Source organism: Micromonospora sp. WMMD980 (assembly GCF_029626035.1).
In the GTDB taxonomy this organism is placed as follows: domain Bacteria; phylum Actinomycetota; class Actinomycetes; order Mycobacteriales; family Micromonosporaceae; genus Micromonospora.
Genome location: NZ_JARUBE010000003.1, coordinates 2,761,393 through 2,785,109 on the forward strand (window position 1 = coordinate 2,761,393; position 23,717 = coordinate 2,785,109).

General features: G+C 74.7%; 20 protein-coding genes. 1 reads left to right on the forward strand and 19 read right to left on the reverse strand.

Going from position 1 to position 23,717, the window contains the following annotated elements:
* Nucleotides 1-28 precede the first annotated feature (28 nt).
* The gene (locus tag O7618_RS12705; protein WP_278106279.1) at nucleotides 29-1,042 is read right to left on the reverse strand and encodes an SDR family oxidoreductase; all 1,014 of its coding nucleotides are present in this window, start codon (nucleotides 1,040-1,042) and stop codon (nucleotides 29-31) included.
* Nucleotides 1,043-1,192: 150 nt separating this feature from the next.
* Here O7618_RS12705 and O7618_RS12710 point away from each other — a divergent pair, with 150 nt between their 5' ends.
* The gene (locus O7618_RS12710; protein ID WP_278106280.1) at nucleotides 1,193-2,965 is read left to right on the forward strand and encodes a glycoside hydrolase family 15 protein; all 1,773 of its coding nucleotides are present in this window, start codon (nucleotides 1,193-1,195) and stop codon (nucleotides 2,963-2,965) included.
* 5 nt (nucleotides 2,966-2,970) lie between these two features.
* Here the strand turns inward: O7618_RS12710 and O7618_RS12715 are convergent, their stop codons facing one another.
* The 18 genes from O7618_RS12715 to O7618_RS12800 all read right to left on the reverse strand — a co-directional run bounded on the left by O7618_RS12715 (nucleotide 2,971) and on the right by O7618_RS12800 (nucleotide 23,608).
* Nucleotides 2,971-3,411 carry a PPC domain-containing DNA-binding protein gene (locus O7618_RS12715; protein WP_278106281.1) on the reverse strand — a complete coding sequence of 147 codons (441 nt, stop codon included), beginning with the start codon at nucleotides 3,409-3,411 and terminating at the stop codon, nucleotides 2,971-2,973.
* A complete protein-coding gene (locus O7618_RS12720) occupies nucleotides 3,408-3,767 on the reverse strand; it encodes a hypothetical protein (RefSeq protein ID WP_278106282.1) in 360 nt (119 codons plus the stop codon). Before O7618_RS12720 ends, O7618_RS12715 begins: the two co-directional genes overlap by 4 nt.
* Nucleotide 3,768: 1 nt before the next feature.
* Entirely contained in the window at nucleotides 3,769-4,857 is a 1,089-nt protein-coding gene (locus O7618_RS12725; protein WP_278106284.1) for an enolase C-terminal domain-like protein, read from the reverse strand.
* On the reverse strand, nucleotides 4,854-7,931 hold the full coding sequence (locus O7618_RS12730) for an FAD-binding and (Fe-S)-binding domain-containing protein (RefSeq protein ID WP_278106286.1): 3,078 nt from the start codon (nucleotides 7,929-7,931) through the stop codon (nucleotides 4,854-4,856). Before O7618_RS12730 ends, O7618_RS12725 begins: the two co-directional genes overlap by 4 nt.
* Nucleotides 7,928-9,694, reverse strand: coding sequence for a thiamine pyrophosphate-binding protein (locus O7618_RS12735; RefSeq protein ID WP_278106288.1), 1,767 nt, complete (start codon nucleotides 9,692-9,694; stop codon nucleotides 7,928-7,930). Before O7618_RS12735 ends, O7618_RS12730 begins: the two co-directional genes overlap by 4 nt.
* Nucleotides 9,695-9,837: 143 nt before the next feature.
* Nucleotides 9,838-10,329 carry a YetF domain-containing protein gene (locus tag O7618_RS12740; RefSeq protein WP_278106289.1) on the reverse strand — a complete coding sequence of 164 codons (492 nt, stop codon included), beginning with the start codon at nucleotides 10,327-10,329 and terminating at the stop codon, nucleotides 9,838-9,840.
* A 16-nt stretch (nucleotides 10,330-10,345) separates the two neighbouring features.
* Entirely contained in the window at nucleotides 10,346-10,528 is a 183-nt protein-coding gene (locus O7618_RS12745; protein ID WP_278106290.1) for a hypothetical protein, read from the reverse strand.
* Between the two features lie 56 nt (nucleotides 10,529-10,584).
* Nucleotides 10,585-12,039, reverse strand: coding sequence for a cation:proton antiporter (locus O7618_RS12750; protein ID WP_278106291.1), 1,455 nt, complete (start codon nucleotides 12,037-12,039; stop codon nucleotides 10,585-10,587).
* 122 nt (nucleotides 12,040-12,161) lie between these two features.
* Nucleotides 12,162-13,574, reverse strand: a complete 1,413-nt coding sequence (locus O7618_RS12755; RefSeq protein WP_278106292.1) for a proton-conducting transporter membrane subunit — start codon at nucleotides 13,572-13,574, stop codon at nucleotides 12,162-12,164.
* Complete coding sequence (locus O7618_RS12760; protein ID WP_278106293.1) at nucleotides 13,571-15,052, reverse strand: NADH-quinone oxidoreductase subunit M; 1,482 nt, start codon at nucleotides 15,050-15,052, stop codon at nucleotides 13,571-13,573. Before O7618_RS12760 ends, O7618_RS12755 begins: the two co-directional genes overlap by 4 nt.
* Nucleotides 15,053-15,055: 3 nt before the next feature.
* Nucleotides 15,056-16,975 (reverse strand): proton-conducting transporter membrane subunit, encoded by a 1,920-nt coding sequence (locus O7618_RS12765; RefSeq protein ID WP_278106294.1) that lies wholly within the window; start codon nucleotides 16,973-16,975, stop codon nucleotides 15,056-15,058.
* Complete coding sequence (nuoK, locus tag O7618_RS12770; RefSeq protein ID WP_278106295.1) at nucleotides 16,972-17,277, reverse strand: NADH-quinone oxidoreductase subunit NuoK; 306 nt, start codon at nucleotides 17,275-17,277, stop codon at nucleotides 16,972-16,974. Before nuoK ends, O7618_RS12765 begins: the two co-directional genes overlap by 4 nt.
* Nucleotides 17,274-17,795, reverse strand: coding sequence for an NADH-quinone oxidoreductase subunit J (locus tag O7618_RS12775; protein WP_278106296.1), 522 nt, complete (start codon nucleotides 17,793-17,795; stop codon nucleotides 17,274-17,276). The genes nuoK and O7618_RS12775 overlap by 4 nt, the downstream gene beginning before the upstream one ends.
* A gap of 1 nt (nucleotide 17,796) precedes the next feature.
* Nucleotides 17,797-18,720, reverse strand: coding sequence for a complex I subunit 1 family protein (locus O7618_RS12780; protein WP_278106298.1), 924 nt, complete (start codon nucleotides 18,718-18,720; stop codon nucleotides 17,797-17,799).
* Nucleotides 18,717-19,829 (reverse strand): hypothetical protein, encoded by a 1,113-nt coding sequence (locus O7618_RS12785; protein ID WP_278106300.1) that lies wholly within the window; start codon nucleotides 19,827-19,829, stop codon nucleotides 18,717-18,719. Before O7618_RS12785 ends, O7618_RS12780 begins: the two co-directional genes overlap by 4 nt.
* On the reverse strand, nucleotides 19,820-20,143 hold the full coding sequence (locus O7618_RS12790) for an NADH-quinone oxidoreductase subunit A (RefSeq protein WP_278109986.1): 324 nt from the start codon (nucleotides 20,141-20,143) through the stop codon (nucleotides 19,820-19,822). Before O7618_RS12790 ends, O7618_RS12785 begins: the two co-directional genes overlap by 10 nt.
* Nucleotides 20,144-20,238: 95 nt before the next feature.
* A complete protein-coding gene (ctaD, locus tag O7618_RS12795) occupies nucleotides 20,239-21,918 on the reverse strand; it encodes a cytochrome c oxidase subunit I (RefSeq protein ID WP_347405373.1) in 1,680 nt (559 codons plus the stop codon).
* A 115-nt stretch (nucleotides 21,919-22,033) separates the two neighbouring features.
* Nucleotides 22,034-23,608, reverse strand: a complete 1,575-nt coding sequence (locus tag O7618_RS12800; RefSeq protein WP_278106301.1) for an ANTAR domain-containing protein — start codon at nucleotides 23,606-23,608, stop codon at nucleotides 22,034-22,036.
* Nucleotides 23,609-23,717 lie beyond the last annotated feature (109 nt).

The window sequence follows — 23,717 nt, forward strand, 5'->3', positions numbered from 1 at the left end:
CGCCCCGCGGGTCGGTCCGTCGGCGGAATCAGGCGCGACGCCAGGCGAGGACGCCGGCCGCCGCGCCGAGCACGCCGGCGGCCACGCCCACCCGGTGCCGGGAGAGCCAGGCCTGCGGGCTGTGGCCGTACGCCCGGGAGGAGAAGTCGCCCCGCGCGCCGTAGTCGCGCCCGCCGGGTCCGTCGAGGGGATGCCAGAGGTTGTTCGGCCGGTCGTGGTCGGCGGGGCGGCCGGTCTGCTGGGACTTGTAGCCGGTACGGGCCAGGTAGCGGTCCAGCAGCCCGGGTACGACACGGTTGCCGAGGATGGTCAGCGCGGTGGAGGCGCCGACCCAGTACTCACGCCGGCCGGGCCGGTCCGCGGCGCCGACGATCGCGCGGGCGGCCACCTCCGGCGCGTAGATCGGCGGCACCGGCTCGGCGTGCCGGGGCAGCCGGGACAGCAGCCAGTCGAACTGCGGGGTGTTCACCGCCGGCAGGTGCACCATCGTCACCGTGACGTTGCTGCGCTCGTGCATCAACTCGCAGCGCAGCGACTCGGTGAACCCGACGATGGCGTGCTTCGCCCCGCAGTAGGCCGCCTGCAGGGGAATGCCCCGATAGGCCAGCGCGGAGCCGACCTGCACGATGGTGCCCCGGTCGCGGGGGGTCATGTGGGACAACGCGACCCGGGTGCCGTGCACGTAACCGAGGTAGGTGACCTCCATGGCCCGGCGGAACTCCTCGGGCCGGGTCTGCTGGAACGGCGCGAAGACGGAGCTGAACGCGTCGTTGATCCACAGGTCGATGGGGCCCAACTCCGCCTCGACGCGCCGGCCGGCGTCGACGACCTGGTCGTGGTCGGCCATGTCGACCTCGATCGGCAGGGCCCGGCTGCCGGCGGCCCGCACCTCCTCGGCGGCGGCGTCGAGTCCCACGCGCCCGCGGGCGAGCAGCGCGATCGCGATGCCGCGCCGGGCCAGCAGCCGTACCGTGGCGCGGCCGACGCCCGCGCTGGCTCCGGTCACCACCGCCACCTGGTTGTCCTGCCGCCGCCTGCCCATCTCGTCTCCCGTCGTCGAGTCCTGCTGCCCGCACTACCCGTCGGTGCCCGGCCCAGTCATCCCGGCGGGGTTGATTCCGGCCGCCCGCGCGTGTCAGGGCGGGCCGGCTGGGTACCGCACGCCACGGACACCGACGAGAGGAGCGACACCATGGCCGCAGCGGGCGCCGACCAGCCGGCCGCCGGCACCACGCCGGCGGTGCTGCGGGACTACGCGCTGCTCGGCGACGGGCACCGGGGCGCGCTCGTCGGCCCCGGCGGGGACGTCGCGTGGCTGTGCGCGCCCGGCTGGTCCGATCCGGCGGTGTTCAGCGCGCTGCTCGGCGGGGCGGGCCGATACCTGGTCGCGCCGGCGGCCGACCGGTTCGTCTGGGGTGGGCACTACGAGCCTGGTTCGCTGATCTGGCGCAGCCGGTGGGTCACCGGCGACGGGATCGTCGAGTCCCGGGAGGCGCTGGTCTTCCCGGGGGAGGCGGGTCGCCTGGTGCTGCTGCGCCAGGTCCACGCGCTCGACCGGCCGGCGCGGGTGCGGGTGGTGCTGGACCCGCGGGCCGGCTTCGGCCGGGAGCCGGTGCGGGACGTGACCCGCGACGGCGAGCGCTGGCTCGCCCGCACCGGCGGGCTGCACCTGCGGTTGCAGGGCGGCGGCGGGCTGCACCCGGACCGGCACGGCTTCCTGGCCGGTGAGCTGACGGTCCCGGCGGGCGGCCGGCACGACCTGGTGCTGGAGTTGGCCGCCGGCCCGCTCGACCGACCGTGCGAGCCCCCCGGGGAGTTGTGGCGCACCACCGAGCAGAACTGGGCGTCGGCGGTCCCGTCGCTGGACGGGCCGGCGGCCCGGGACGCCACGCTGGCCTACGCGGTGCTGCGCGGCATGACCCGCCCGGACGGCGGCATGGTCGCCGCCACCACCACCGCGCTGCCGGAGCGGGCGATGGCGGGCCGCAACTACGACTACCGGTACGCCTGGATCCGCGACCAGTCCTTCGCCGGCCAGGCCGCCGCGCTGGTCGGCCGCTACGACCTGCTCGACGACGCGGTCGCGTTCCTGACCGATCGGGTGCTGGCCGACGGCGACGACCTCGCGCCGGCGTACACGGTCGGCGGTGGGCCGGTGCCGCCGGAGCAGGAGCTGGACGGCCTGCCCGGCTATCCGGGGGCGGGGGCCCGCACCGGCAACTGGGTGCGCGGCCAGTTCCAGCTCGACGCGTTCGGCGAGGTGCTGATGGTGCTGGCCGCCGCCCAGCGCCACGACCGGCTCGACAGCGACGGCCGGCGGGCGATGCGGGTCACCGCCGAGGTGATCGAGCGGCGCTGGTCGCAGCCGGACTCCGGCATCTGGGAACTGCCGCCCCGGCAGTGGACGCACTCGAAGCTGACCTGCGTGGCGGGGCTGCGGGCGGCGGCGCGTACCGCGACGGCGGGCTCGGCCGGGCACTGGTCGGCGCTGGCCGACCGGATCCTGGCCGACGCCGCCGCGCACGGGTTGTCGGCGGACGGGCACTGGCGGCGCGCCTACGACGACGACCGGGTGGACGCCGCGTTGCTGCTGCCCGGGATCCGGGGGGCGCTTCCGCCGCAGGACCCGCGCACCGACCGGACCCGCCGCGCGGTCGTCGCCGACCTGGCCCGGGACGGGTATCTCTACCGGTTCCGGCCGGACCGGCGTCCGCTCGGTGACGCCGAGGGCGCGTTCCTGCTGTGCGGGTTCGCCGCCGCGCTGGCCGCCTGGCAGGCCGGCGACGCGGTGGGCGCCAACCGGTGGTTCGAACGCAACCGGGCCGCCTGCGGCCCGCCGGGTCTCTACACCGAGGAGTACGACGTGCGGCAGCGCCAGTTGCGCGGCAACCTGCCCCAGGCTTTCGTGCACGCGCTGATGGTGGAGACCGCGGTGACGCTCGGCCAGGTCGATCCCTGCCGCTGACCGGCCTACCGGCCCGGGCCGGAGATGAGCGCCAGCCCGGTCTCCGGGTCGACCCGTTTGGCCAGTTCGGGGGCGACCTCGGTGACGATCACCTCCAGCGTCGGCCACACCCGGGCCGAGAGCAAATGCCCGCCCACGGTGCTGCCGTCGGAGCGGCCCAGCACGGCGTGCACGTGCAGGGCGGGCTCGCCGTCGCGGGCGGCCACGTCACCGACCAGCGACAGCACCTCCACCTGCTCGCGGACCGGGATGTGCCGGTAGTCGCCCTTCTCCCGGTCGAACCAGCCGACCTCGGCCTCCTGGAAGCCGCCCACGGCGGTGACCCGGCCGGCGCGCAGGTCGTGGCGGCGCAGCGCGTCGGCGATGGCGGTGACCGGTTCGTCGCCCTTGTCGCAGACGACAACCAGCACCCGGCCGGTCGGCTGGTGCAGTTCCTCGGTCCTCATGGCTCCTCCTCGTGGCGTGCGGTGGCCGCGCCCAGCGCCGCCCAGGCGGCGGCGACGGCGGCGTCGGCTAGCGCGGCGTGTCGCTGCCGCCGGTCGGCGGCGGCGAGGGCGAGGGCGGTGAGCGCGTGGGCGCCGTCGAACGCCGCGCCGGCGGCGAGCACGCCCGGTGCCGGCCACCGGAGGGTGACCGTGGCCTGGGCGAGGTGACGGACGCCGAGCACCCGCAGCGTCGCCGTCGCGGCGGCGGTGGTCGGGCCGACCGGCCGCAGCAGCGCCCCGGGGGCGAGCAGCAGCAGCGTTCCCCAGGCCACACGGCCGGTCAACACCGCGCGTCGCAGCGCTCGTCGACGACCCATGTCACGCCACCCGGAACCGCTGGGCCTGCTCGGCCCGGAACTCCAACCCGTTGCCCGGCCGGTCGAGCTGCACCGGCACCGCGCCGCCGGTGGCCGGCTGCGCGCCGTCGAAGAGCATCGCCTCGATCCGGACGTGGTCGTGGAACCACTCCAGGTGCCGCAGGTTGGGGGTGGCGGCGGCGACCGCGAGGTGCTGGTGCGGCGCGCAGTGCCCGGACACCTGGAGCCCGGCGGCATCCGCCACCGCCGCCGCGCGGAGGAACTCGCTGATCCCGCCGCACCGGGTGACGTCGATCTGCAGGCAGTCCACATACGGGGCCATCCGGTGGAAGTAGATCAGGTCGTAGCCGTACTCCCCCGCCGTGACGTCGGGCGCGACCCGGTCGCGGACCAGGCCGAGGCCGGGCAGGTCGTCGGAGCTGACCGGCTCCTCGTACCAGCGCACGTCGAGGTCGGCGGCGGCGTGCGCGACCCGGATCGCCTGCTTGCGCTGGTACGCGCCGTTGGCGTCGACGAACAACTCGACGTCGTCGCCGATGGTGCGGCGCGCGGCGGCCATCCGCTCCAGGTCGCGCCGCACCTCGGTGCCGCACGACTCACCGATCTTGATCTTCACCCGGGGGATGCCCTGCTCGTGCGCCCAGCCGGCGAGCTGCCGGTGCTGCCGCTGGGCGTCGTAGGTGGTGAAGCCGCCGCTGCCGTAGACCGGCACCTCCCGGCGGGCGGCGCCGAGCAGCCGGGCCAGCGGCAGGTCGTGCCGGCGCGCCTTCAGGTCCCACAGCGCGCAGTCGGCGGCGGACAGGGCGAGCCCGGCGACGCCGGGCCGTCCGGCGTTGCGCAGCCGGCGCCGCATCCGGTCCCAGGCCGCCGGCACGTCGTCCGGGTCGAGGTCGGCGAGCACCGGCGCGAGCAGGTCCGCCACCACCGCGACGACGGCGGTCGGGCCGTAGGTCCAGCCGATCCCGGTGTGCCCGTCGGCGCGCGCCCGGACCAGCACCAGGGTGGTGGCGGTCCAGGCGAGGGTGCCGTCGCCCTCCGGGGCGTCGGTCGGAATCCGGTACGCCTCGGCGGTGAGGCCGACGCCGGTCACCGCGTCCACCGGCGGGCCAGCGCCGTCGCGGCGGTCAGCCCGGCCGCCACCACCAGCCCGGCCGCCGCCCAGCGCGCGGGCGCGCCGGGTGGCCGGGGCCGGTCACCCCAGCCCTGTTCCGGCCGCCGGGGGACGGTGTCGTTGTGCAGCGCGGCGCGCAGCAGCTCGGCCAGGTGGAGCGCGGAACGGCCGTCGGAGGCGCTCTGCTCGACCTGGGTACGGCAACTGAACCCGTCGGCGAGGATCACGTCGGTCTCGGCGGCGTCCCGGACGGCGGGCAGCAGCACCCGTTCCGCGCACGCCTCGGACACCTCGTGGTGGCCCTGCTCGAAGCCGAAGTTGCCGGCCAGGCCGCAGCAGCCGGAGTCCAGGAACTCGGCGTCGACGCCGGCCGCGTGCAGCACGGCCTGGTCGGCGGCGGTGCCGAGGATCGCGTGGTGGTGACAGTGGGTCTGGATCAGCGCGTGCGCGTCCAGCCGGGGCGGCCGCCAGCCGGGGCTGTGGTCGTGCAGCAGCTCGGCGAGCGTGACGGTCTGTTCCCGCAGCCGGGTGACGTCGTCGTCGGCCGGGAACAGCTCGTGGGCGTCGCTGCGGAACACCGCCGTGCAGCTCGGCTCCAGCCCCACCACCCGGGTGCCGGCACGCAGGTGGGGCCGCAGCGCGTCCACGCTGCGTCGCAGCACCCGTTTGGCGATGTCGAGCTGGCCGGTGGAGATCCAGGTCAGGCCACAGCACACCGGGCCGTCCGGTACGCGTACCCGCCAGCCGGCGGCCTCCAGCACCTCGACCGCCGCGCGGGCCACCGCCGGGTGGAAGTGGTTGGTGAAGGTGTCCGGCCAGAGCACGACCTCGCCCCGGGCACCGTCGCCGGTCGGGGTGCGGCGGGCGAACCAGCGCTGGAACGACTCGGCCGCGAACAGCGGGATGTCCCGGCGCCGGTCGATCCCACCGACGATCTTGGCGAGGCGGCCTAGCCCGGGGGCGTGCGCGAGGGCGTTGACCGTGCGGGGCAGCCGGGCAGCCACGGTGGCCACCAGCGGCAGCCAGCCCATCGAGTAGTGCGCACGGGGGCGCAGCCGGCCGGCGTAGTGGTGGGACAGGAACTCGGCCTTGTAGGTGGCCATGTCCACGTTGACCGGGCAGTCGGCCTTGCAGCCCTTGCAGGCCAGGCAGAGGTCGAGCGCGTCGCGGACCGCGTCGGAGCGCCAGCCGTCGCCGATGGTCCCGCTGCGGGCCGCGCCGTCGAGCATCTCGAACAGCAGCCGGGAGCGCCCCCGGGTCGAGTGCTCCTCCTCCCGGGTGACCATGTACGACGGACACATCACCCCGCCGGAGTGCCGCCGGCACTTGCCGACGCCCACACAGCGCAACACCGCGTCGCCGAAACTGCCGCCGTCGTCGGGGAAGGCGAACGTGGTCCGTACGCCGCCGTGGTCGTAGTCGACGCCGAGGCGCAGGTGGCTGTCGAGCGGATAGGGCGGCATCACCTTGCCCGGGTTCATCCGGTCGTCCGGGTCGAAGATCGCCTTGAACTGGCCGAACGCCCGGATCAGCCGCTCGCCGTACATCTTCGGCAGCAGCTCGCCGCGGGCCTGGCCGTCGCCGTGCTCGCCGGAGAACGACCCGCCGTAGGAGACCACGAGGTCGGCGGCGCGTTCGACGAAGGAGCGGAAGTCGCGGACGCCGTCGGCGGTGCGCAGCCGGAACGGGATCCGGGTGTGCACGCAGCCCTGCCCGAAGTGCCCGTACAGGGACGCCTGCTGGTAGCCGTACTCGCGGTAGAGCGCCTGGAGGTCGCGCAGGTAGTCGCCGAGCCGGTCCGGGGCGACCGCCGAGTCCTCCCAGCCGGGCCAGGTGTTCTCCGAGTCGGGCACGTGGGCGGTGGCGCCCAGCGCGGAGTCGCGGACCGCCCACATGCGCTTCTCGTCGGCCGGGTCGGCGAACTCGTGCACGCGCGGCCCGCCGTCGCGGCGGACGGCCGCGATCAGCCGGTCGGCGGCGGCCCGTGCCTGCTCCGGCGTGTCGCCGCCGAGTTGCACCATCAGCCACGCGCCGCCCTCGGGCAACTCGTGCAACGCGTGCGGGTGCAGGCTCTTGCGTCGCTCGAAGCTGATGAGCTTGTCGTCGATGCCCTCCAGCGCGATCGGCTGGTGTTCCAGCACCCGCGGCACGTCGTCGCCGGCCGACGCGACGTCCGGGTAGCTGAGGAACACCATCGCGTCGGCCTTGACCCGGGGGATCAGCTTCAGCCGCGCCCGCAGCACCGTGACCAAAGTGCCCTCGGAGCCCACCAGGGCCTGCGCGACGTGGAAGTTCTTCTCCGGCAGCAGGCTGTCCAGGTTGTAGCCGGAGACCCGGCGGGGGATGTGCGGGTAGCGGGTGCGGATGTCGGCCAGGTACTCGTCGCGCAACGCCCGCAGCCGGCGGTAGATCTCGGCCCGGCGTCCGCCGTCGCGTTGGATGCGCTCGTACTCCTCGTCGCTGGTCTCCCCCACCCACATCCGGGTGCCGTCGTGCAGCAGCACCTCCAGCTCGACGACGTTGTCGACCACCTTGCCGGCGCGCTGGGCGGTGGCGCCGCAGGAGTTGTTGCCGATCATGCCGCCGAGCGTGCAGTGGTTGTGGGTGGCCGGGCGGGGCCCGTACTCCAGGCCGGTCGGTTCGAGTTGGGCGTTCAGCTCGTCGAGCACGATGCCGGGTTCGACCAGGCAGGTGCCGGCCCGCTCGTCGACCTCCAGCAGCCGGTGGCAGTACTTCGACCAGTCGAGGATCACGGCGGTGTTGGTGCACTCGCCGGCCAGGCTGGTGCCGCCGCCGCGCGAGGTCAGCGGCGCGCCGTGGCGGCGGCAGACCGCCACCGCGGCCACCGCCGCCTCCACCGTGCGGGGCACCACCACCCCGAGCGGCACCTGGCGGTAGTTGGAGGCGTCGGTGGAGTACGCGGCGCGGGAGCCGGCGTCGAAACGGACCTCGCCGTCGACCTCCGCCCGCAGGTCGGCGGCGAGCGCGGTCAGGTCGACGTCGTCGGTCGGCTCGGGTGGCCGCCGAACCGGGTCGGGCAGCACCTCGGTCATGACCGCAGCTCGTTGATCTTGTCGCGGGCGACGGACGCCACGGTGGCGACCTTGTGCGGCTGGCCGCGCAGGAACGCCTCGGTGAAGTGCTTCGCCTGGTCATATTTGATCTTGCCGGGCATCGGCGGCTCGTTCGGGTTCACGTCGCAGTCGACGAGCGCCGGGCCGGGGTGCGCGAGCGCCTCCCGGATCGCGCCCGGCAGCGCCTTCGCGTCGGTCACCTTCACCCCGAACGCGTCGCAGCCACGCGCCCAGGTGGAGAAGTCCGCCTCCGGCTGCCGGTGCCGCACCGCGTACTCGGGGTAGCCGAGGATGATCTGCTCCCACAGGATCTGCCCGTACGAGTTGTTGTTGTTGATCACCACCTTGACCGGCAGGTCGTGCCGGACCGCGGTGAGGAACTCGGCCATCAGCATGGCGAACCCGCCGTCACCGACGAACGCGATCACCTGCCGGCCCGGGTAGGCGTGCTGCATGGCGATGGCGTACGGCAGGCCCGGCGCCATCGTGGCCAGGTTGCCCGACAGGTAGAACTCGCGATCCCCGCGGATCGTCCAGTGCCGCGCCGACCAGGTGGCGATGGTCCCCGAGTCGCAGGTCAGGATCGCGTCGTCGGCGGCGGCCTCGTCGACGCAGCCCATCAGATACTGCGGCGCGATCGGCGACCGCTCCGGATCCACCAGGCTGGTCATCTCCGACCGCCAGTCGTTCATCTTGCCCTGGTACTTCTTCAGGAACGACCGGTCCGGGCCGTGGTCGAGCATCGGCAGCAGGTCCCGCAGCGCCAGCCGGGCGTCCGCGCAGACCGGCGCCTCGACGGGCAGCCGCATCCCGATCAGGCTGGGGTCGACGTCGATCTGCACCACCTTCGCCTGCCCCGGGCCGGGCAGGTACTTCCCGTACGGGAACGAGGTGCCCACCATCAGCAGGGTGTCGCACTCCTCCATCAGCTCCTCGCTCGGCGCGGTGCCGAGCAGGCCGAGCCCGCCGGTGGTCAGCGGGTGGTCGTCCGGCACCACCAGTTTGCCGGGCAGCGTCTTGACGATCGGGCTGGCCAGGGCCTCGGCCACCGCCAGCACCTGCTCGCGGGCACCGCGCGCGCCCACGCCGACCAGCATGGCCACCTTCCGCCCGGCCCGGAGCACCTCGGCCGCCTTCGCCAGCTCCCGTGGGTCCGCCGGCAGTTGCGGGTACGACACCGTGGTCGCGCTCATCGGCGGCTTGCCCGGGCTCACGTGCCGGTACGGGTCGTCGGAGGCCGGCGCCACCTGCACGTCGTTGGGGAAGGTCAGGTGCGCCACGGTCCGCTTGCTCATCGCGTCACGGATCGCCAGGTCCACCACCGCCGGCATCTGCTGCGGGTTGGTGACCATCAGGTTGTAGGAGGCGACGTCCTGGTAGAGCTGGGTGGTGTGCACCTCCTGCTGGTAGTGCGCGCCCAGCACCGAGGTCTCCTGCATGCCGGTGATGGCCAGCACCGGCACGTGGTCGAGCTTGGCGTCGTAGAGCCCGTTGAGCAGGTGGATCGCCCCCGGGCCGGAGGTGGCGCAGCAGACCCCGAGCCGGCCGGTGGCCTTGGCGTAGCCGGTGGCCATGAACGCCGCCGCCTCCTCGTGGTGCACCAGCACGAAGCGCAGCTTCTCCCGCTGCCGGCGGAAGCCCTCCATCAGGCCGTTGATGCCGTCGCCGGGCAGGCCGAACACGGTGTCGACCCCCCACTCCACCAGGCGTCGGGCCAGGCTCTCGCCCACGATCTCCTGCACGTCGTCCTCCTCTTCCGGGGTTCACCCCGTCCTCGTGCACCACACCGGCCGTACCGGACACGGCGCACCAGGGCGGGACAGGGCGGCGGCTACCCGGCCTCCGCCACCGCAAACCAATCCGGAGCCGTGCTTCGTCACGGCAGTCAGCCGCCTGGTCCGGACCGGGGCAGTACCGACAGTCGTCCGCGCCCTTCCAGCACCGCCAGGTGCACGACGTCCACCTCGGCGATGCCGTGCTCGCGCAGCAGGGCCAGCAGGTCGGCCCGGGTCAACCCGGCGCGGTGCAGGTTGCCGGTGAGCACCCGACCCCGGGCGACCACCACCACCGGGCCCTTCTCGATCAGCCGTCGCCCACCCGGCCGCAGGCGAACCCAGGTGATCAACGCGTGGGCGGCGAGGATGGCCAGCAGGGTCGCCACCCCGGACAGGTAGCTGCCGTCCGGGGCGCTGGGCAACCGTCCGACGATCGCGCCCACCGCGACGGCGGCCACGAAGTCGTACGCCGACAACTCGGCCAGCGTCCGCCGACCACCGAGGCGCATCGCCAGCACGGCGGTCAGGTAGAGCAGGAACGCCTTCACCGCCACCCAGACCAGCCAGCCCGGGTGCCCGACGAGAGCGGAGACGGCGTCCATCACCGGCCGCCGGAACTCAGCGCTGGCGCACCGACCTGGCCGCGAGATAGCCGAGGAGCGCACCGACGGTCAGCGTCGTCACCCCGCGAGACGTGACCGCGGAACGGAGCCTGCCCAGGCCCGCCCTCGGGTCCACCACGCTGCCGGCCACGTCACCCGCGGCCCCCACCACCACGTCACCGAGCTTGCCGCGGTCCACGGCCCACCCCCTTCCCCGAGATCCGCCGGCTACCCGGCGCGACGACGACGAAACCCTCACTCGTCCCCAGCGGTGAAGACCCGCTCCGCGGCGGGTTGTTCGCCGCCGGCCACCAGCACCTCGTCGCCGGCCCGCAGCACCGTCGCCCGTCCGAGCCGGACCTGCGCGCCGTCGCGGCTGACCAGGCTCACCCACACCCCCTCGTCGCGACTCAGCTCGAACAGCGGCCGGCCGTCGGCCGGGGCGCCGGACGCGACCGTGTAGCGGCGCAGCCCGACCGGCTCACCCCGCACCCGGATGCCGACGGCCCACGGTTGCAGCGGGATGCTGCGCATCGGCACCCGGCACCAGCGGGCCACGAGCGGGACCAGCCCGCCCTGCACCACGATCGAGAACGCGACCACGGCGAAGACGATGTCGAACAGCCGCAGGTCCTGCGCCAGGTCGGCGGTGAGGATGAACGTGCCCAGCAGGATCGGCACCGCGCCCTTGAGCCCGGACCAGACCACGAAGATCCGCTCACCCCAGCGCAGCCGGACCGTGCTGAGCAAGCCACCGACCACGATCGGCCGGATCACGAAGGTGAGCAGCACGGCCAGCGCCAGGCCGGTGAGCCAGGCCCGCTCGCTCACCATGCTGCGCAACGACACGATCAGGCCGAGCAGGCCGAAGGCCAGAATCTCGCCGAGGCTGGCCAGCGCGCCATGGAAGCGCTGGATCTCCCGTTTGAACGGCGCGTGGGCGTCGCCGACGACGATGCCGGCGAGGAACACCGCGAGGAAGCCGGAGCCCCGGGCCAGCGTCGCCACGCCGTAGATCGACACCGCGGCGAACAGCACCTGGAGCGGGTAGAGACTCTCGTCCGGCAGCGACACCCGACGCATCAACTGCAGGATGAGCCACCCACCGGCCAACCCGATCACCGAACCGACCACCAGTTGCAGCGCGAACTCCCCCGCCCCGGAGGCGACGGCCGACCACCCGCCGGCGGTCCCGGCGGCGAGCAGGCTCACCATCAGCGCGATCCCGACGGGATCGTTGGCGCCCGACTCGCCCTCCAGGATGGTGCCGCTGCGCCCCACCACGGTCCGCCGTCCCAGCACCGAGAACACCGCGGCCGGGTCGGTCGGCGACAGCGCGGTGCCGACCAGCAGCGCGGCGAGCCAGTCGAAGCCGAACACCCAGTGCAGCACCAGGGCCAGCGCACCGGCGGTCAGCAGCGTGCCGGCCACGCCCACCAGCGCCACCGGGCCGAGCGACGGCCGCAGCCGCCGCCAGCCCATGCTCATCCCGCCGCTGAACAGCACCAGCACCAGCGCGATCTCGACCAGGTGCCGGACCGTGTACAGGGACAGCTCGTTCAGCTTCGGGAACAGGTCGGAGACGATCGCGGCGGCGAACAGGAACAGCGCCGGCGCGGGCAGCCGCAGCCGGTCGGCGAGCCGGTTGGACAGCACGGCGAGGACCGCCACCGCGCCCAGCGCGGCGACGTAGATCGCGAACTCCGTCACCGCCACCCCGTTCCGGTCCGATTCGCCCCGGCGAGCACCCGTCGGCTAGCGCTACCCGCTCCGGTCTCGGTTAACCGGGACCGGAGGTCCACCGACAAGGTGACGGATCCGTCGACGAAACGTCACCGTTGCAGCGTCTGCTCGACCAGACCGGCCAGCGGAAGGGCCCCGGCCGCGCCGAGAAGCGCCGCCACCCCGGTCGCCACCGCCACCACCCGCGGTCCGGCCGCCGACCGGGACGGCAGCGGAGCCGGACCGGACGGCAGGGACAGCGCCGGGGCCAGCCAGCGCAGGTAGTAGAAGAGACTCGCGACGGTGTTGACCGCGGCGACCACCACCAGCCAGGCCAGCCCGCCGTCCCAGGCGGCGGTGAACACCGTGAGCTTGCCGGCGAAGACCGCCGTCGGCGGCGTGCCGACGAGACCCAGCAGGCAGATCGCCAGCGCCCCGGCGAGCCAGGGCCGGCGGCGGGCCAGCCCGCGGTAGCCGTCGAGGGTGTCGTGCGGTTCGGCGGCCAGCACCGCGAACGCGCCCAGGTTCGTCACCGCGTACCCGGCGAGGTAGACCAGCAGGGCGGGCAGCGCGCGCTCGGCGCGGCCGGCGACCGCGACGGCCATCAGCAGGTAGCCCACCTGCGCCACGGTGGAGTAGGCGAGCAGCCGGCGCGGGTCCGCCTGGCCGAACGCGGCGAAGTTGCCCAGCGTCATGGTGACCGCGGCGAGCACCGCCACCAGCAGCGGCCAGTCCACCAGGTCGGCGGGCACCGCCACGGCGAACAGCCGGTACGCCGCGAGCAGGCCGCCGAGCTTCGGAACGGTGGTCAGCAGCGCGCCGGCCGGGACCGAGGCGCCCTGCACCGCGTCGGGCACCCAGAAGTGCCCCGGCACCGCGCCGATCTTGAACAGCAGACCGGCGAGCACCCCGACCACCCCGACCGCGACGGCGGCGGACGGCGCCCCGGCCAGGCCGGTCGCCAGCCCGTCGTAGTCGCTCGTCCCGCCGCCGAGCGCGGTCAGCAGCGCCGCGCCGGCCAGCAGGCCGACGCCGGCCAGCGCGCCCATCAGATAGACCTTGAGCGCCGCCTCGGCGCCCCGCCGGTCCCGGCCCCAACCGGCCAGCCCGGCCAGCGGCACCGACGACAGCAGGTACGCCACGGCGAGCAGCAGCAGGTCCGACGCGCCGGCGAGCAGCACCGCGCCGAGCACGGCGAGCAGCGTCAGCACGTAGAACTCGGTCTCCCGCCGGTTGCCGGCGACCCGGCCGGCGGCGATCCCGACCACCAGCAGCCCGGCCAGCGGGATCAGCAGCCGGGCGGCGGTGGTGCCCGCGTCGAGGGCGTAGCTGTGCGCGTACACGGTGGTGCGCTCGCCCACGGCGGGCAGGGTGGCGACCATGGCCGCGAGCATCGCCCCGGCGGCGACCAGCCGGGCCACCCACTGCCGGCGCCGGGGCAGGAACGCGCCGGTGAGCAGCGTGGTGACCGCACCGGCCAGCAGGAGCAGCTCCGGCAGCAGGGCGAGCGGACGCTCGTTCACCGGGCCACCAGCTCGGTGACCGCCCGCGCGGCGGGTTCCACCACGTCCAGCAGCAGCCGGGGGAACACGCCGATCAGCAGGGAGAGCGCCAGCAGCGGCAGCACCGCGGCGGTCTCGGCGGCGGTCACGTCGGCGGTCGCGGACAGGCGGTGCCGGGCCGGGCCGAGGAAGACCCGGTGCAGCGCCCACAGGAACAGCGCGGCGGTGACCAGGATGCCGGGCAGCGCGAACGCCACCGCCACCGGCGCGGAGCCCAGGCTGCCGGCGAAGATCTGGAACTCGGCGATGAACCCGGAGAAGCCGGGCAGGCCGAGGCTGGCGAACGCGGCCACCGCGGTCAGCGCGGCGAACCGGGGGGTGTCGCCGGCCAGCCCGCCGTAGGCGTCCATCCGGTAGGTGCCGCCCCGGTCATAGAGGACGCCGGCGAGCAGGAACAACGCCGACGTGATGAGCCCGTGGCTGACCATCTGGGTGACCGCGCCGGTCACCGCGACCGCGCGGGCCTGCGCGTCCGAGCCGGCGACGAGGCCGGCCGCGCCGACAGCCAGCACCACGTACCCCATGTGGTTGACCGAGGTGTACGCGATCATCCGCTTGAAGTTGGTCTGGGCGAGCGCCACCAGCGCCCCGTAGAGCACGCTCACCACGCCGACCACGACGATCACCCAGGCGTAGCGCCGCCAGGCGTCGGGCAGCATCGGCATGGCGATCCGGACGAACCCGTAGGTGCCCATCTTGAGCAGGATCCCGGCCAGCACCGCCGAACCGGCGGCCGGGGCGTCGGTGTGCGCCGGCGGCAACCAGGTGTGGAACGGGAACGTCGGCGTCTTGATCGCCAGCCCCAACAGCACCGCCAGCAGCACCAGCGCGCCGGCCACGCCCTGTGTCGGCGGATCACGGGTCAACGCCACCATGTCGAAGGTGTGCGGCGCGGCGGCGACGTAGAGGCCGATGAAGCCCAGCAGCAGCGCCAGCGAGCCGAGGAACGTGTAGAGGAAGAACGTCAGCGCCGAGCGGCGGGCCTGCGGGCCGTGCCCCCAGCCGGCGATCACCGCGTACATGCCCACGATGGACAGGTCGAAGAAGACGAAGAACAGGATCAGGTCGAGCGAGACGAACAGCCCGAGGCAGGTGGTCTGGAGGGCGAGGAAGAGCGCGGCGAACTGCCGCGGCCGGGGCTGGCGACGCAGCGAGTAGACCGCGCAGGCGGCGAAGACGACTGTGGTGAGCGCGAGCAGCGGCAGCGACAACCCGTCCACCCCGACGTGGTAGCCCGCCCCGGCGCCCGGAATCCACTGCCGGTCCACCTCGTACGCGAAACCCTGCCCCGGGTACGCCCACCACAGGGCCGACACCGCGGCCACCTCGACGCCGGTGACCGCGATCCAGAGCCACGACACCGCCCGCGCCGGCAGGCCACGCCAGCACAGCAGGAGCACGGCCACGGCCAGCGGCGTGAAGACGATCAGGGACAGCACGGGTCACCTCGCCAGCAGCAGGATCAGCACGGCGGCGCCCAGCACGAGCACCACCTGGACGTAGTACTGGTGGACCAGGCCGGTCTGCGGCCGGCGGGCCAGCACGCCGAGCCGGCGGGCCGCCCGGGCGAGCCGGCGCACCACCGCGTGCACCCCGTGGTCGTCCACCCGGGCCAGGGCCTCCGCCGCCCGCCGGGTCAGGACCGGCACCGTGGTGACCCCCCGGCCAAGGACGGCGTCGTCGAACCGGGCCAGCCCCCGGGCCGCACCGAGGGCCGCGTTCGGCACGGCGTGCACGGCCCGGTCGAGCACCCGGTCGTCGAACCGGGCCAGCCCGCGGGCCAGCGCGAGCGTCGGCCGGACCACCAGCAGCCGGGCCGCCGAATCGAGCCCCAGCCAGGCCCGGGCCCAGGCCGGGGCCGGCAGCCGGGTCGGCGCGGCGACCGCCAGCGTCACCCCGGCAACCGCGAGCAGGCCGGACAGGGCCAGGTCGGCGCCCCGGACCGGGGGCGCCGCACCGGCTCCGACGGCACCGGCCACCGCACCCGACAGCGGCGGGAGCGCCAGCGCGCCGAGCACGGCCGCGCCCACCGCCAGCGGCACCAGCGGCACCCGCTGCCCGGCGGTCACCTCGCGGGTGCCGGCGCGTTCGGTGTCGTACCCGGCCTCGGCGCCGGGCGGCACCGGGCGCAGCACCACCGCGAGCGCCCGGCCGGCGTAGAGGGCCGCGAGCAGCGCGCCGGCCAGGCCGACCAGGTAGAGCACCGGGGACCGCTCGCGGGCGCCGGCGAGCACCTCGTCCTTGGTGGCCCACAGCGCCAGCGGCGGCACCCCGGCCAGCGCCAGGGCGCCCACCGCGAAGACGGCCCCCACCAGCGGGCGGCGGCGGCCCGCGCCGCGCAGCGCGGAGAGCCGGCGGGTGCCGAGCGCGGTCAGCCACGCCCCGGCGGCGAGGAAGAGCAGCGCCTTGGTGGCCGCGTGGCCGATCAGGTGCGCGACCGCGCCGGCCGGGGCGACGGCGGCGCCCAGCACCACGTACCCGAGCTGGGCGCTGGTGGACGCGGCCAGCAGTTGCTTCAGGTCGGTCTGGGCGAGCGCGACCGCGCCGAGTGCCAGGGCGGTCAGCGCGCCGCCCCAGGCGGCCACGTCCACCGCCCAGCCGGTCGCCACGAGCAACGGGTGCACGCGGACGAGCAGGTAGCCGCCCATCGCCACCATGGCGGCCGAGTGCAGCAGCGCGCTGACCGGGCTCGGGCCGAGCATGGCCCGGGACAGCCAGAACGAGAACGGCAGTTGGGCCGCCTTGCCGAATCCGGCGGCCAGCACGCCGGCGGCGGCCAGGTCCCGCCAGCCGGTCGGCAGCGCGGCGAGCCCGGTCAGGTTGAGGGTGCCGCCGGCCAGTCCGGCCCCGGCGGCCAGGTAGAGCCCGAGGTCGCCGACGCGGGTGGTGAGGAACGCGGTGCCGCCCGCCGCGACCGCGTCGTCGCGTCGCCAGTGGAACGCGATCAGCGCGTACGACATCGCGCCCATGATCTCCCAGCCCAGCAGCAGCACGGGCAGCGTCGTCGCGGTGGCGGTGAGCAGCACCGCGGCGAGGAAGACCAGCATCAGCCCGTGGAACCGGGACCGGTCGGAGCGGATCTCGGCGGCGGCGTACGCCAGCACCAGCAGCGCCACGGCGGCCACCGCCGGGACGACGAGCGCGGCGAGCCCGTCGACGGACAGCCCCCACCGCGCGCCGGCCAGAAACGGCGCGTCGACGGACGGCCGGGTCAGCGCCACCGTCGCGGCCAGGGCGGTGACAAGCGCGGCCACAGCAAGCGCCAGCGCCGGCGCGACCCGGTCGGCCCGCCGCCCGCCGAGCAGCAGCGTCCCTCCGGCGGCGGCCGGGAGGACGACCAGGGCCCACAACGCGGCGCTCATCCCCGCAGCTCCCCCGCCATGTCGGTCATGTCGGCGTCGCCCGACCGGAACAGCAGGGTCACCACGGCGAAGCCCATCGCCATCTCCACGGTCATCGCGGCGATCACCACCAGCACCAGCACCTGCCCGTCGGGCTGCTGCGGGGCGAGGAACCACCAGAGGGCCGCGGCGGCCACGATCACCCCGTTGATCATGAGTTCGAGGCCCATCATCACCATCACGACCGCCTGCTGGCTCAACGCGCCGTACAGGCCGACGCTGAACAGCGCGGAGGCGAGCAGCAGGAACATCGGCAGCGTCACGGCCGCTCCGGGGATTCCGCGCGGTCGTAGCGGCCACGGGCGGTGGCGAGCACCAGCGCGGCGACCATGGTGGCGAACAGCACCGCCGAGACCGCCATCATGACCAGCATCTTCGAACCCATGACCGCCTCGCCCAGGGCCCGGGTCGGGTCGGCGGGCGGCTCGCCACGGCGGCTGGGCCACGGCACCAGCACCGATCCGGCGGCCAGCACGACGAAGACCCCGACCGAGACCGCCAGCGCGCCGCGCCGGTTGTGCAGCATCGACATCGGCATCAGACCGGCCGGGTTCATCATGAACATGACCATGAAGACCGCCATGATCGCCATCTCCATGACCATCATCAGGACCGTCACCACGCCCAGGTAGCCCAGGTCGAGCAGGAGCAGCTCGCCACCGACCGCGACGAACGACAGCGCCAGCGCGAACGTCGCCCGGGCCATCGAGTCCACCGTGAACACCGCGACACCGGACGCCACGGCGACGACGGCCAGCACGACGAAGACGACGACGGCCACCTCATCCCCTCCCCACCACGAGCACGGCCACCACGAGCACCTGCGCCAGCGTGGCGGGCAGCACCACCAGCCAGGCCACGCGCATCAGCCGGTCCGCCCGCAGCACCGGCACCCGACCGCGCAGCGCCACCAGGACGGCCAGCACGGCCAGCGTCTTCGCCACGCTCCACAGCCACGCCGGCAGCAGCGGCCCCGACCCGCCGCCGAGGAAGAGCGCCACCGCCGTGGCCGCGCCCGCCACCAGCACCGCGTAGCGGCCGGCGAGCAGGACCAGCCGGTCCACGCCGGACGGCTCGGCCAGCACGCCACCGGCCACGTCCCGCCCGTTCGGATAGGCGAACGGCCCGGACATGCTGAACGCGAGCGCCGCGCCGAGCAGGACCAGGAACGCCACCGGCATCCACCCCACGAACCACAGCTCCCGCTGCGCCGCCACCACGTCGGCGATCCGGAGGCTGCCGGCCGCCACCGCCGGGGCGGTCAGCGCGAACATCAGCGGCAGTTCGTAGCCGAGCGCCTGCGCCAGGAACCGGTAGCCGCCGACCAGGCCGTACCCACTGTTGCTCCCCCACCCGGCGAGCCACGCCGCCGCCCAGAGCAACACGTCCATCGCGTTGAACCAGACCACCCCGACCGGCAGGTCGGCCACCACCCGGTCGCCCAACGGCACCACCACGACCATCAGCAGCGCCACCACCAGCGGCCCGGCCAGCCCGAGCCGCCACAGCAGCAGGTCCGCCGCCGTCACCGTTCGCCGCCGCTGCCGCAGCAACCGGGCGGTCTCCCACAGCGGCCGTCCGGCCCGGTACGCGACCGTCGGGCCGCCGGCCGGGTCCAGCAGCCCCGCCAGCACCGCGGCGGCCAGCGCGAGGCCGAGCAGCACCCCGGCGGCCGGTAGCACACCCCACCACGGACCGGCGGTCACGACCGCACCCCCGCGGCCACCACCGCGTCCGGGTCGGGGTCGAACGAGGCCAGCACCACCCGGGCCGCGGCCAGGTCGAGCCCGATCGTCAGCCGGGCGGCCACCGCCAGCACCGCCGCCGCGTCCGGCTCCGGCGCGGCCGGGTCACCGCCGGCCAGCAGCCGGTCCGTCTCGGCCAGCCGGCGCCGCCACCGGTCGGTCGCATCGCCGCACACCGCCGCCGGACCGGCCAGCCCCGCACGCCCCGCCGCCACCTCGGGCAGCACGCCCAGGCCGTCCGTGGCGCGACGCAACGCCCGCGAGCGCCGGGCCCGCCGGGCCAGCGCCCGGAAACCGGCGTACGCCACCGTGAGCGGGACGTGGTCGACGAGCGCGTCGCGCAGCCGACGCGCGGCGACCGCGCCGGCCGGCCAGCCCGCCACCGCCCAGAGCCGGCCCAGGGCGTCGAGATGGGCCACCGCCTGCCGGCGTCGGCGCAGCTCGGGATGGTCCAGGTCCGGGTACGGTCGCACCGCCGCGGGATCGGCCGGGGGCAGCACCCGGGCGTCCGCCGACCGCACCACGTCGCCCTGCACGGCCAGCTCCACGACCAGGCCGGCCGGCCAGTCCGCGAGCACCGGGCCGAGCGCCAGGTGCAGCACGTCCAGTTTCAGCCCATCGCGGTCCTCGGCCCGCTCGGCCATCATCAGGCCGCCCGGCATGGACATCCCGTCGTGGTCACCGTGGCCGGACGATCCCGACCCGCCGTCGTGCTGCCCGCCGCCCGCCTCCGGCCCGGGGTCCGCCGGCTCGCTGTCGGTCCCGGTCAGCCGGGCGACGGCCGCGTGCAGCGCGGACGCCACGCCGGCCGGGTCGGTGACCCGAGCCCGCGCCCGGGGACCGGGGAACTGGGCCCACGCCCGCTCGACCGCCGCCACCAGTTCGGACCCCGGTTCGCCGACCACCACCAGCAGGTCGGCGTCCGCCGGGGACAGCGCGAGCGGCCATCCGGCCCGGTCGGCGTGCGCCTCCACGGCCAGGCGGGCGACGGTGGCGCCGGGCGCGGCCACGACCAGCGGATGCGGCCGGCGGGCCGCCCAGCGGGCCAGGAGGTCACCGGTCAGGCCCACCGCAGCGCGCCCTCCCGCCAGGCGTAGACGACGCCGGCCATCAGCAGGGCGAGGAAGACGAACATCTCCGCCACGGCGGGCGTGCCGACGTCGGCGACCACCACCGCCCACGGGTACATGAACAGCATCTCCACGTCGAAGGCGAGAAAGAGCAGGCTGACCGCGTACCAGCGGACGTGGAACCGGGAGACGGCGTGCTCCGCGGGCGGCAGCCCGGACCGGAACGCCGCGACGGTCGACGGCGTGGCGGCCACCGCCGTGCGCAGGTGCGCCAGGTACAGGGTGCCCACTCCGGCGACGGCCAGCCCGAGCATGGCCAGCACCGGCGCGTACCGTTCCATCCGTCCTGCTCCTTCCCGAATCGGTGCCTCCACCCTGCCAGCCCGCCGGCGTTCCCGCCCGGTATCGGTCAGTCCGCCGCGGGGCGCGGTCCGGGCAGCGCCCCCGCGGCCCGTTCCTGCCGCAGGTCGTACGCGGGTCGCTCGGAGCGGATGCGGGGCATCCGGTCGAAGTTGCGCAGCGGCGGCGGCGAGGACGTCACCCACTCCAGTGAGAGACCATGGCCCCACGGGTCCGGCTCGTGCACGACGGGACCGAACCGGTAGGAGCGCCAGACGTTCCACAGGAACGGCAGCGTGGAGACGCCGAGCACGAACGATCCGATCGTGGAGACCGTGTTCAGCGCGGTGAAGCCGTCCTGGGCCAGGTAGTCGGCGTACCGGCGGGGCATGCCTTCGGCGCCGAGCCAGTGCTGCACCAGGAACGTGGTGTGGAAGCCGATCATGGTCAGCCAGAAGTGGATCTTACCGAGCCGCTCGTCGAGCATCCGGCCGAACATCTTCGGGAACCAGAAGTAGATGCCGCCGAAGACGGCGAACACGATGGTGCCGAAGAGCACGTAGTGGAAGTGCGCCACCACGAAGTACGAGTCGTGCACGTGGAAGTCGACAGGCGGACTGGCCAGCAGCACCCCGGTCAGGCCCCCGAGCAGGAACGTGACCAGGAAGCCGAGCGCGAACAGCATCGGCGTCTCGAAGGTGAGCTGGCCCCGCCACATGGTGCCGATCCAGTTGAAGAACTTGATCCCGGTGGGCACCGCGATCAGGTAGCTCAGGAAGCTGAAGAACGGCAGCAGCACCTGGCCGGTGGCGAACATGTGGTGCGCCCACACGCTCATCGACAGCGCCGCGATGCCCAGGGTCGCGCCGACCAGGCCGCGGTAGCCGAAGACCGGCTTCCGGGAGAACACGGGAATGATCTCGGTGATGATGCCGAAGAACGGCAGCGCGACGATGTAGACCTCGGGATGCCCGAAGAACCAGAACAGGTGCTGCCACAGCATCGGCCCACCGGTGGCCGGGTCGTACACGTGCGCGCCGAGCTGCCGGTCGGCCAGCGCCGCGAGCAACGCGGCGGCCAGCAGCGGAAACACCAGGATCACCAGCACGGCGGTGACCAGGATGTTCCAGGTGAGGATCGGCATCCGGAACATGGTCATGCCGGGGGCGCGCAACGTGATCACGGTGGTGATCAGGTTGACCGCGCCGAGGATGGTGCCCAGTCCGGAGATCACCAGGCCGACCGCCCACAGGTTGGCGCCGACGCCCGGCGAGTGCGCCGGGCCGGCGAGCGGCTGGTAGGCGGTCCAACCGAAGTCGGCCGCGCCGCCGGGGGTGGCGAACCCGCCCAGCACCAGCAGCCCGCCGAACAGGTAGAGCCAGTAGGCGAATGCGTTGAGCCGGGGAAACGCCACGTCCGGCGCGCCGATCTGCAACGGCACCAGGTAGTTCGCGAAGGCGAACACGATCGGGGTGGCGAACAGCAGCAGCATGATCGTGCCGTGCATGGTGAACATCTGGTTGTACTGCTCCGGGGAGAGTAGCTGCATCCCGGGGCGGGCCAGCTCGGCCCGCATGACCAACGCCAGCAGCCCGCCCACCAGGAAGAAGCCGAACGCCGTGGTCAGATAGAGAATGCCGATCTGCTTGGCGTCGGTGGTACGCAGTAGCCGCGCCAGCGCCGAGCCGCGCACCGGCCGGCGGACCGGCCCCACCACCTCGACCGGCCCGGGCGCCGTCCACAGGTCCATCCGCTCCCCCTCCCCTGCGCGGAGGCGATGTCCGGCCGGGCCGGGCCGTAAACCTCGACCGGCGGCGTACCCGTCCTAGGTGGCGGGGTGAGTTCGGCGGCACGTCGCGCGAAGGTCAGCGGCGGGCCACCGCGCCGTGCACCTCGACCACCCGGCCGTCCGGGTCCACGACGGGCTCGGCGACGAGCCGCACCGGCCACGCCGCACCGCGCCGACGCACGGTGAACTCCAGTTCGGCCGGCTCGGCCCGCTCGACCAGGGCGCGCAGCGCCGCCCGCACCCGGGGTGCGTCCGGCGGCGTCGCCCAGCGGTGCAGCGCGCCCAGCGGCAGCGGGCCGTCGGCCGGATCGCGGCCGAGCACCCGGTACGCGCCCGACGACCAGGCGACCCCACCTCCGGCGAGGTCCCACTCGACCCAGCCGACGTCACCGGCCCGCTCCAGCCGGGCCGTGCGGTCCGCGGCCCGTCGCTGCTCGTCGTGGTAGTGCCAGCTGGCGAGCAGCCCGTCGCCGAACGGAACGGCGCGCAGGCTGAACAGCACCCGGTTCGGCCTGGCGCCGCCGGCCCGCCACACCTGACCCGGGCCCCAGTGGAAGGGACGCCCGTCGCGCAGGGCGCGGGCGCACCCGGCGACGATGCCGTCGTCGGCCGCCGACGGGTGGAGTTCGAGCAGCCGGAGGCCGGTGAGCGCCGCCCGGCCGCGCTCCGCGCCGTCGGTCGCGTCCGGGCCGCACCGGTCGAGGCGGAAGTCGACGACCGCCGCGTCGTCGTCGCGCACCGGGGACCACCACGCCACCGATCCGGGCAGCACGTCGAGCACCGCCTCCAGCCAGTGGGCGGCCGGCACGTCCCCGACTCCCCCGGACAGCGCCGACAACCGGCGGCCGGCGACCTCGGCGAGCGCGCTCAGGTACGCCCGTTGCCCGTCGTCGAGGTTCCGGTGGCTGTCCCAGCTGATCGCGGCCACCCCCATCGTGCGGCCCGCCCGGCGCAGCGGAAGGCAGACCCGCACCGCTGCGCCGCCGATGAAGTCGTAGCCCCGGCGGCGGGCCTCGTCCCGGGTCAGCCAGAGCGGGTTGCCGTCCACCGCGGCGCGCAGCAGCGCCATGTTGACCGTGCCGGGGGCGCGCTGCCACAGGCTCGCCACGGACGGCGGCAGGCCGTACGAGCCGACCAGCCGGACCGCGCCGTCCGGTTCGAGCAGACCGAGCAGGGTCGAGTCGGCGCCCAGGTGGCGTACCGCCCCCGCCAGCGTCTCGGCCAGCGCGTTCGCGTCGCTGGCGGTCGCCATGGCGGCCCGGGCCAGGTGATAGCGGGCGGCGGCCTCCCCGGTCAGCGGCGCCGAAGCGCCGGTGTCCGGCTCCGGCCAGGGCACAGGCGGGTGCAGGTAGCGCTCCGGCCGGAACGGCTCGGGCGGGGGCGGCGGGGCCGAGGGCGGCGGAGCGGCGGCGCCGAGCAACCCGGCGGCCACGTCCACCAGCCGGATGTTGCTGTGCTGGGAGATTCGCCGCAGCTGCGCGAACGCCTCCTCCGGCGAGCAGCCCTGCCGGGCGATCAGCAGACCGGTGGCCTGCTCCACCACCGCGTGGGCGCGCCGCTCCCGGCGCAGCGCGTCCAGCTCGCGTTGCAGGCGCTGCACGGTCGCCACCAGGGGTGGGGGCGGGACAGCCGCGGCCCGCCGTCGCGTCACCTGTTCTCCTCGCCGTCGGTGCGTCGTCGACGTGACCGGAGCCCTCGACGACAGGGTGGACCCCAGCCGACCTTATCGCCGCGGGTGCCGGCCGGCACGGTGGCGACGG

Bases quoted from the DNA above. Each gene is read 5' to 3' on its own strand.
- O7618_RS12705 (WP_278106279.1), bottom strand. From the start codon at position 1,042: ATGGGCAGGCGGCGGCAGGACAACCAGGTGGCGGTGGTGACCGGAGCC.
- O7618_RS12710 (WP_278106280.1), top strand. From the start codon at position 1,193: ATGGCCGCAGCGGGCGCCGACCAGCCGGCCGCCGGCACCACGCCGGCG.
- O7618_RS12715 (WP_278106281.1), bottom strand. From the start codon at position 3,411: ATGAGGACCGAGGAACTGCACCAGCCGACCGGCCGGGTGCTGGTTGTC.
- O7618_RS12720 (WP_278106282.1), bottom strand. From the start codon at position 3,767: ATGGGTCGTCGACGAGCGCTGCGACGCGCGGTGTTGACCGGCCGTGTG.
- O7618_RS12730 (WP_278106286.1), bottom strand. From the start codon at position 7,931: ATGACCGAGGTGCTGCCCGACCCGGTTCGGCGGCCACCCGAGCCGACC.
- O7618_RS12740 (WP_278106289.1), bottom strand. From the start codon at position 10,329: ATGGACGCCGTCTCCGCTCTCGTCGGGCACCCGGGCTGGCTGGTCTGG.
- O7618_RS12765 (WP_278106294.1), bottom strand. From the start codon at position 16,975: ATGAGCGCCGCGTTGTGGGCCCTGGTCGTCCTCCCGGCCGCCGCCGGA.
- O7618_RS12790 (WP_278109986.1), bottom strand. From the start codon at position 20,143: ATGCTCGGGCTGGCCGTCGCCGGAGTGGGCACCCTGTACCTGGCGCAC.
- ctaD (WP_347405373.1), bottom strand. From the start codon at position 21,918: ATGGACCTGTGGACGGCGCCCGGGCCGGTCGAGGTGGTGGGGCCGGTC.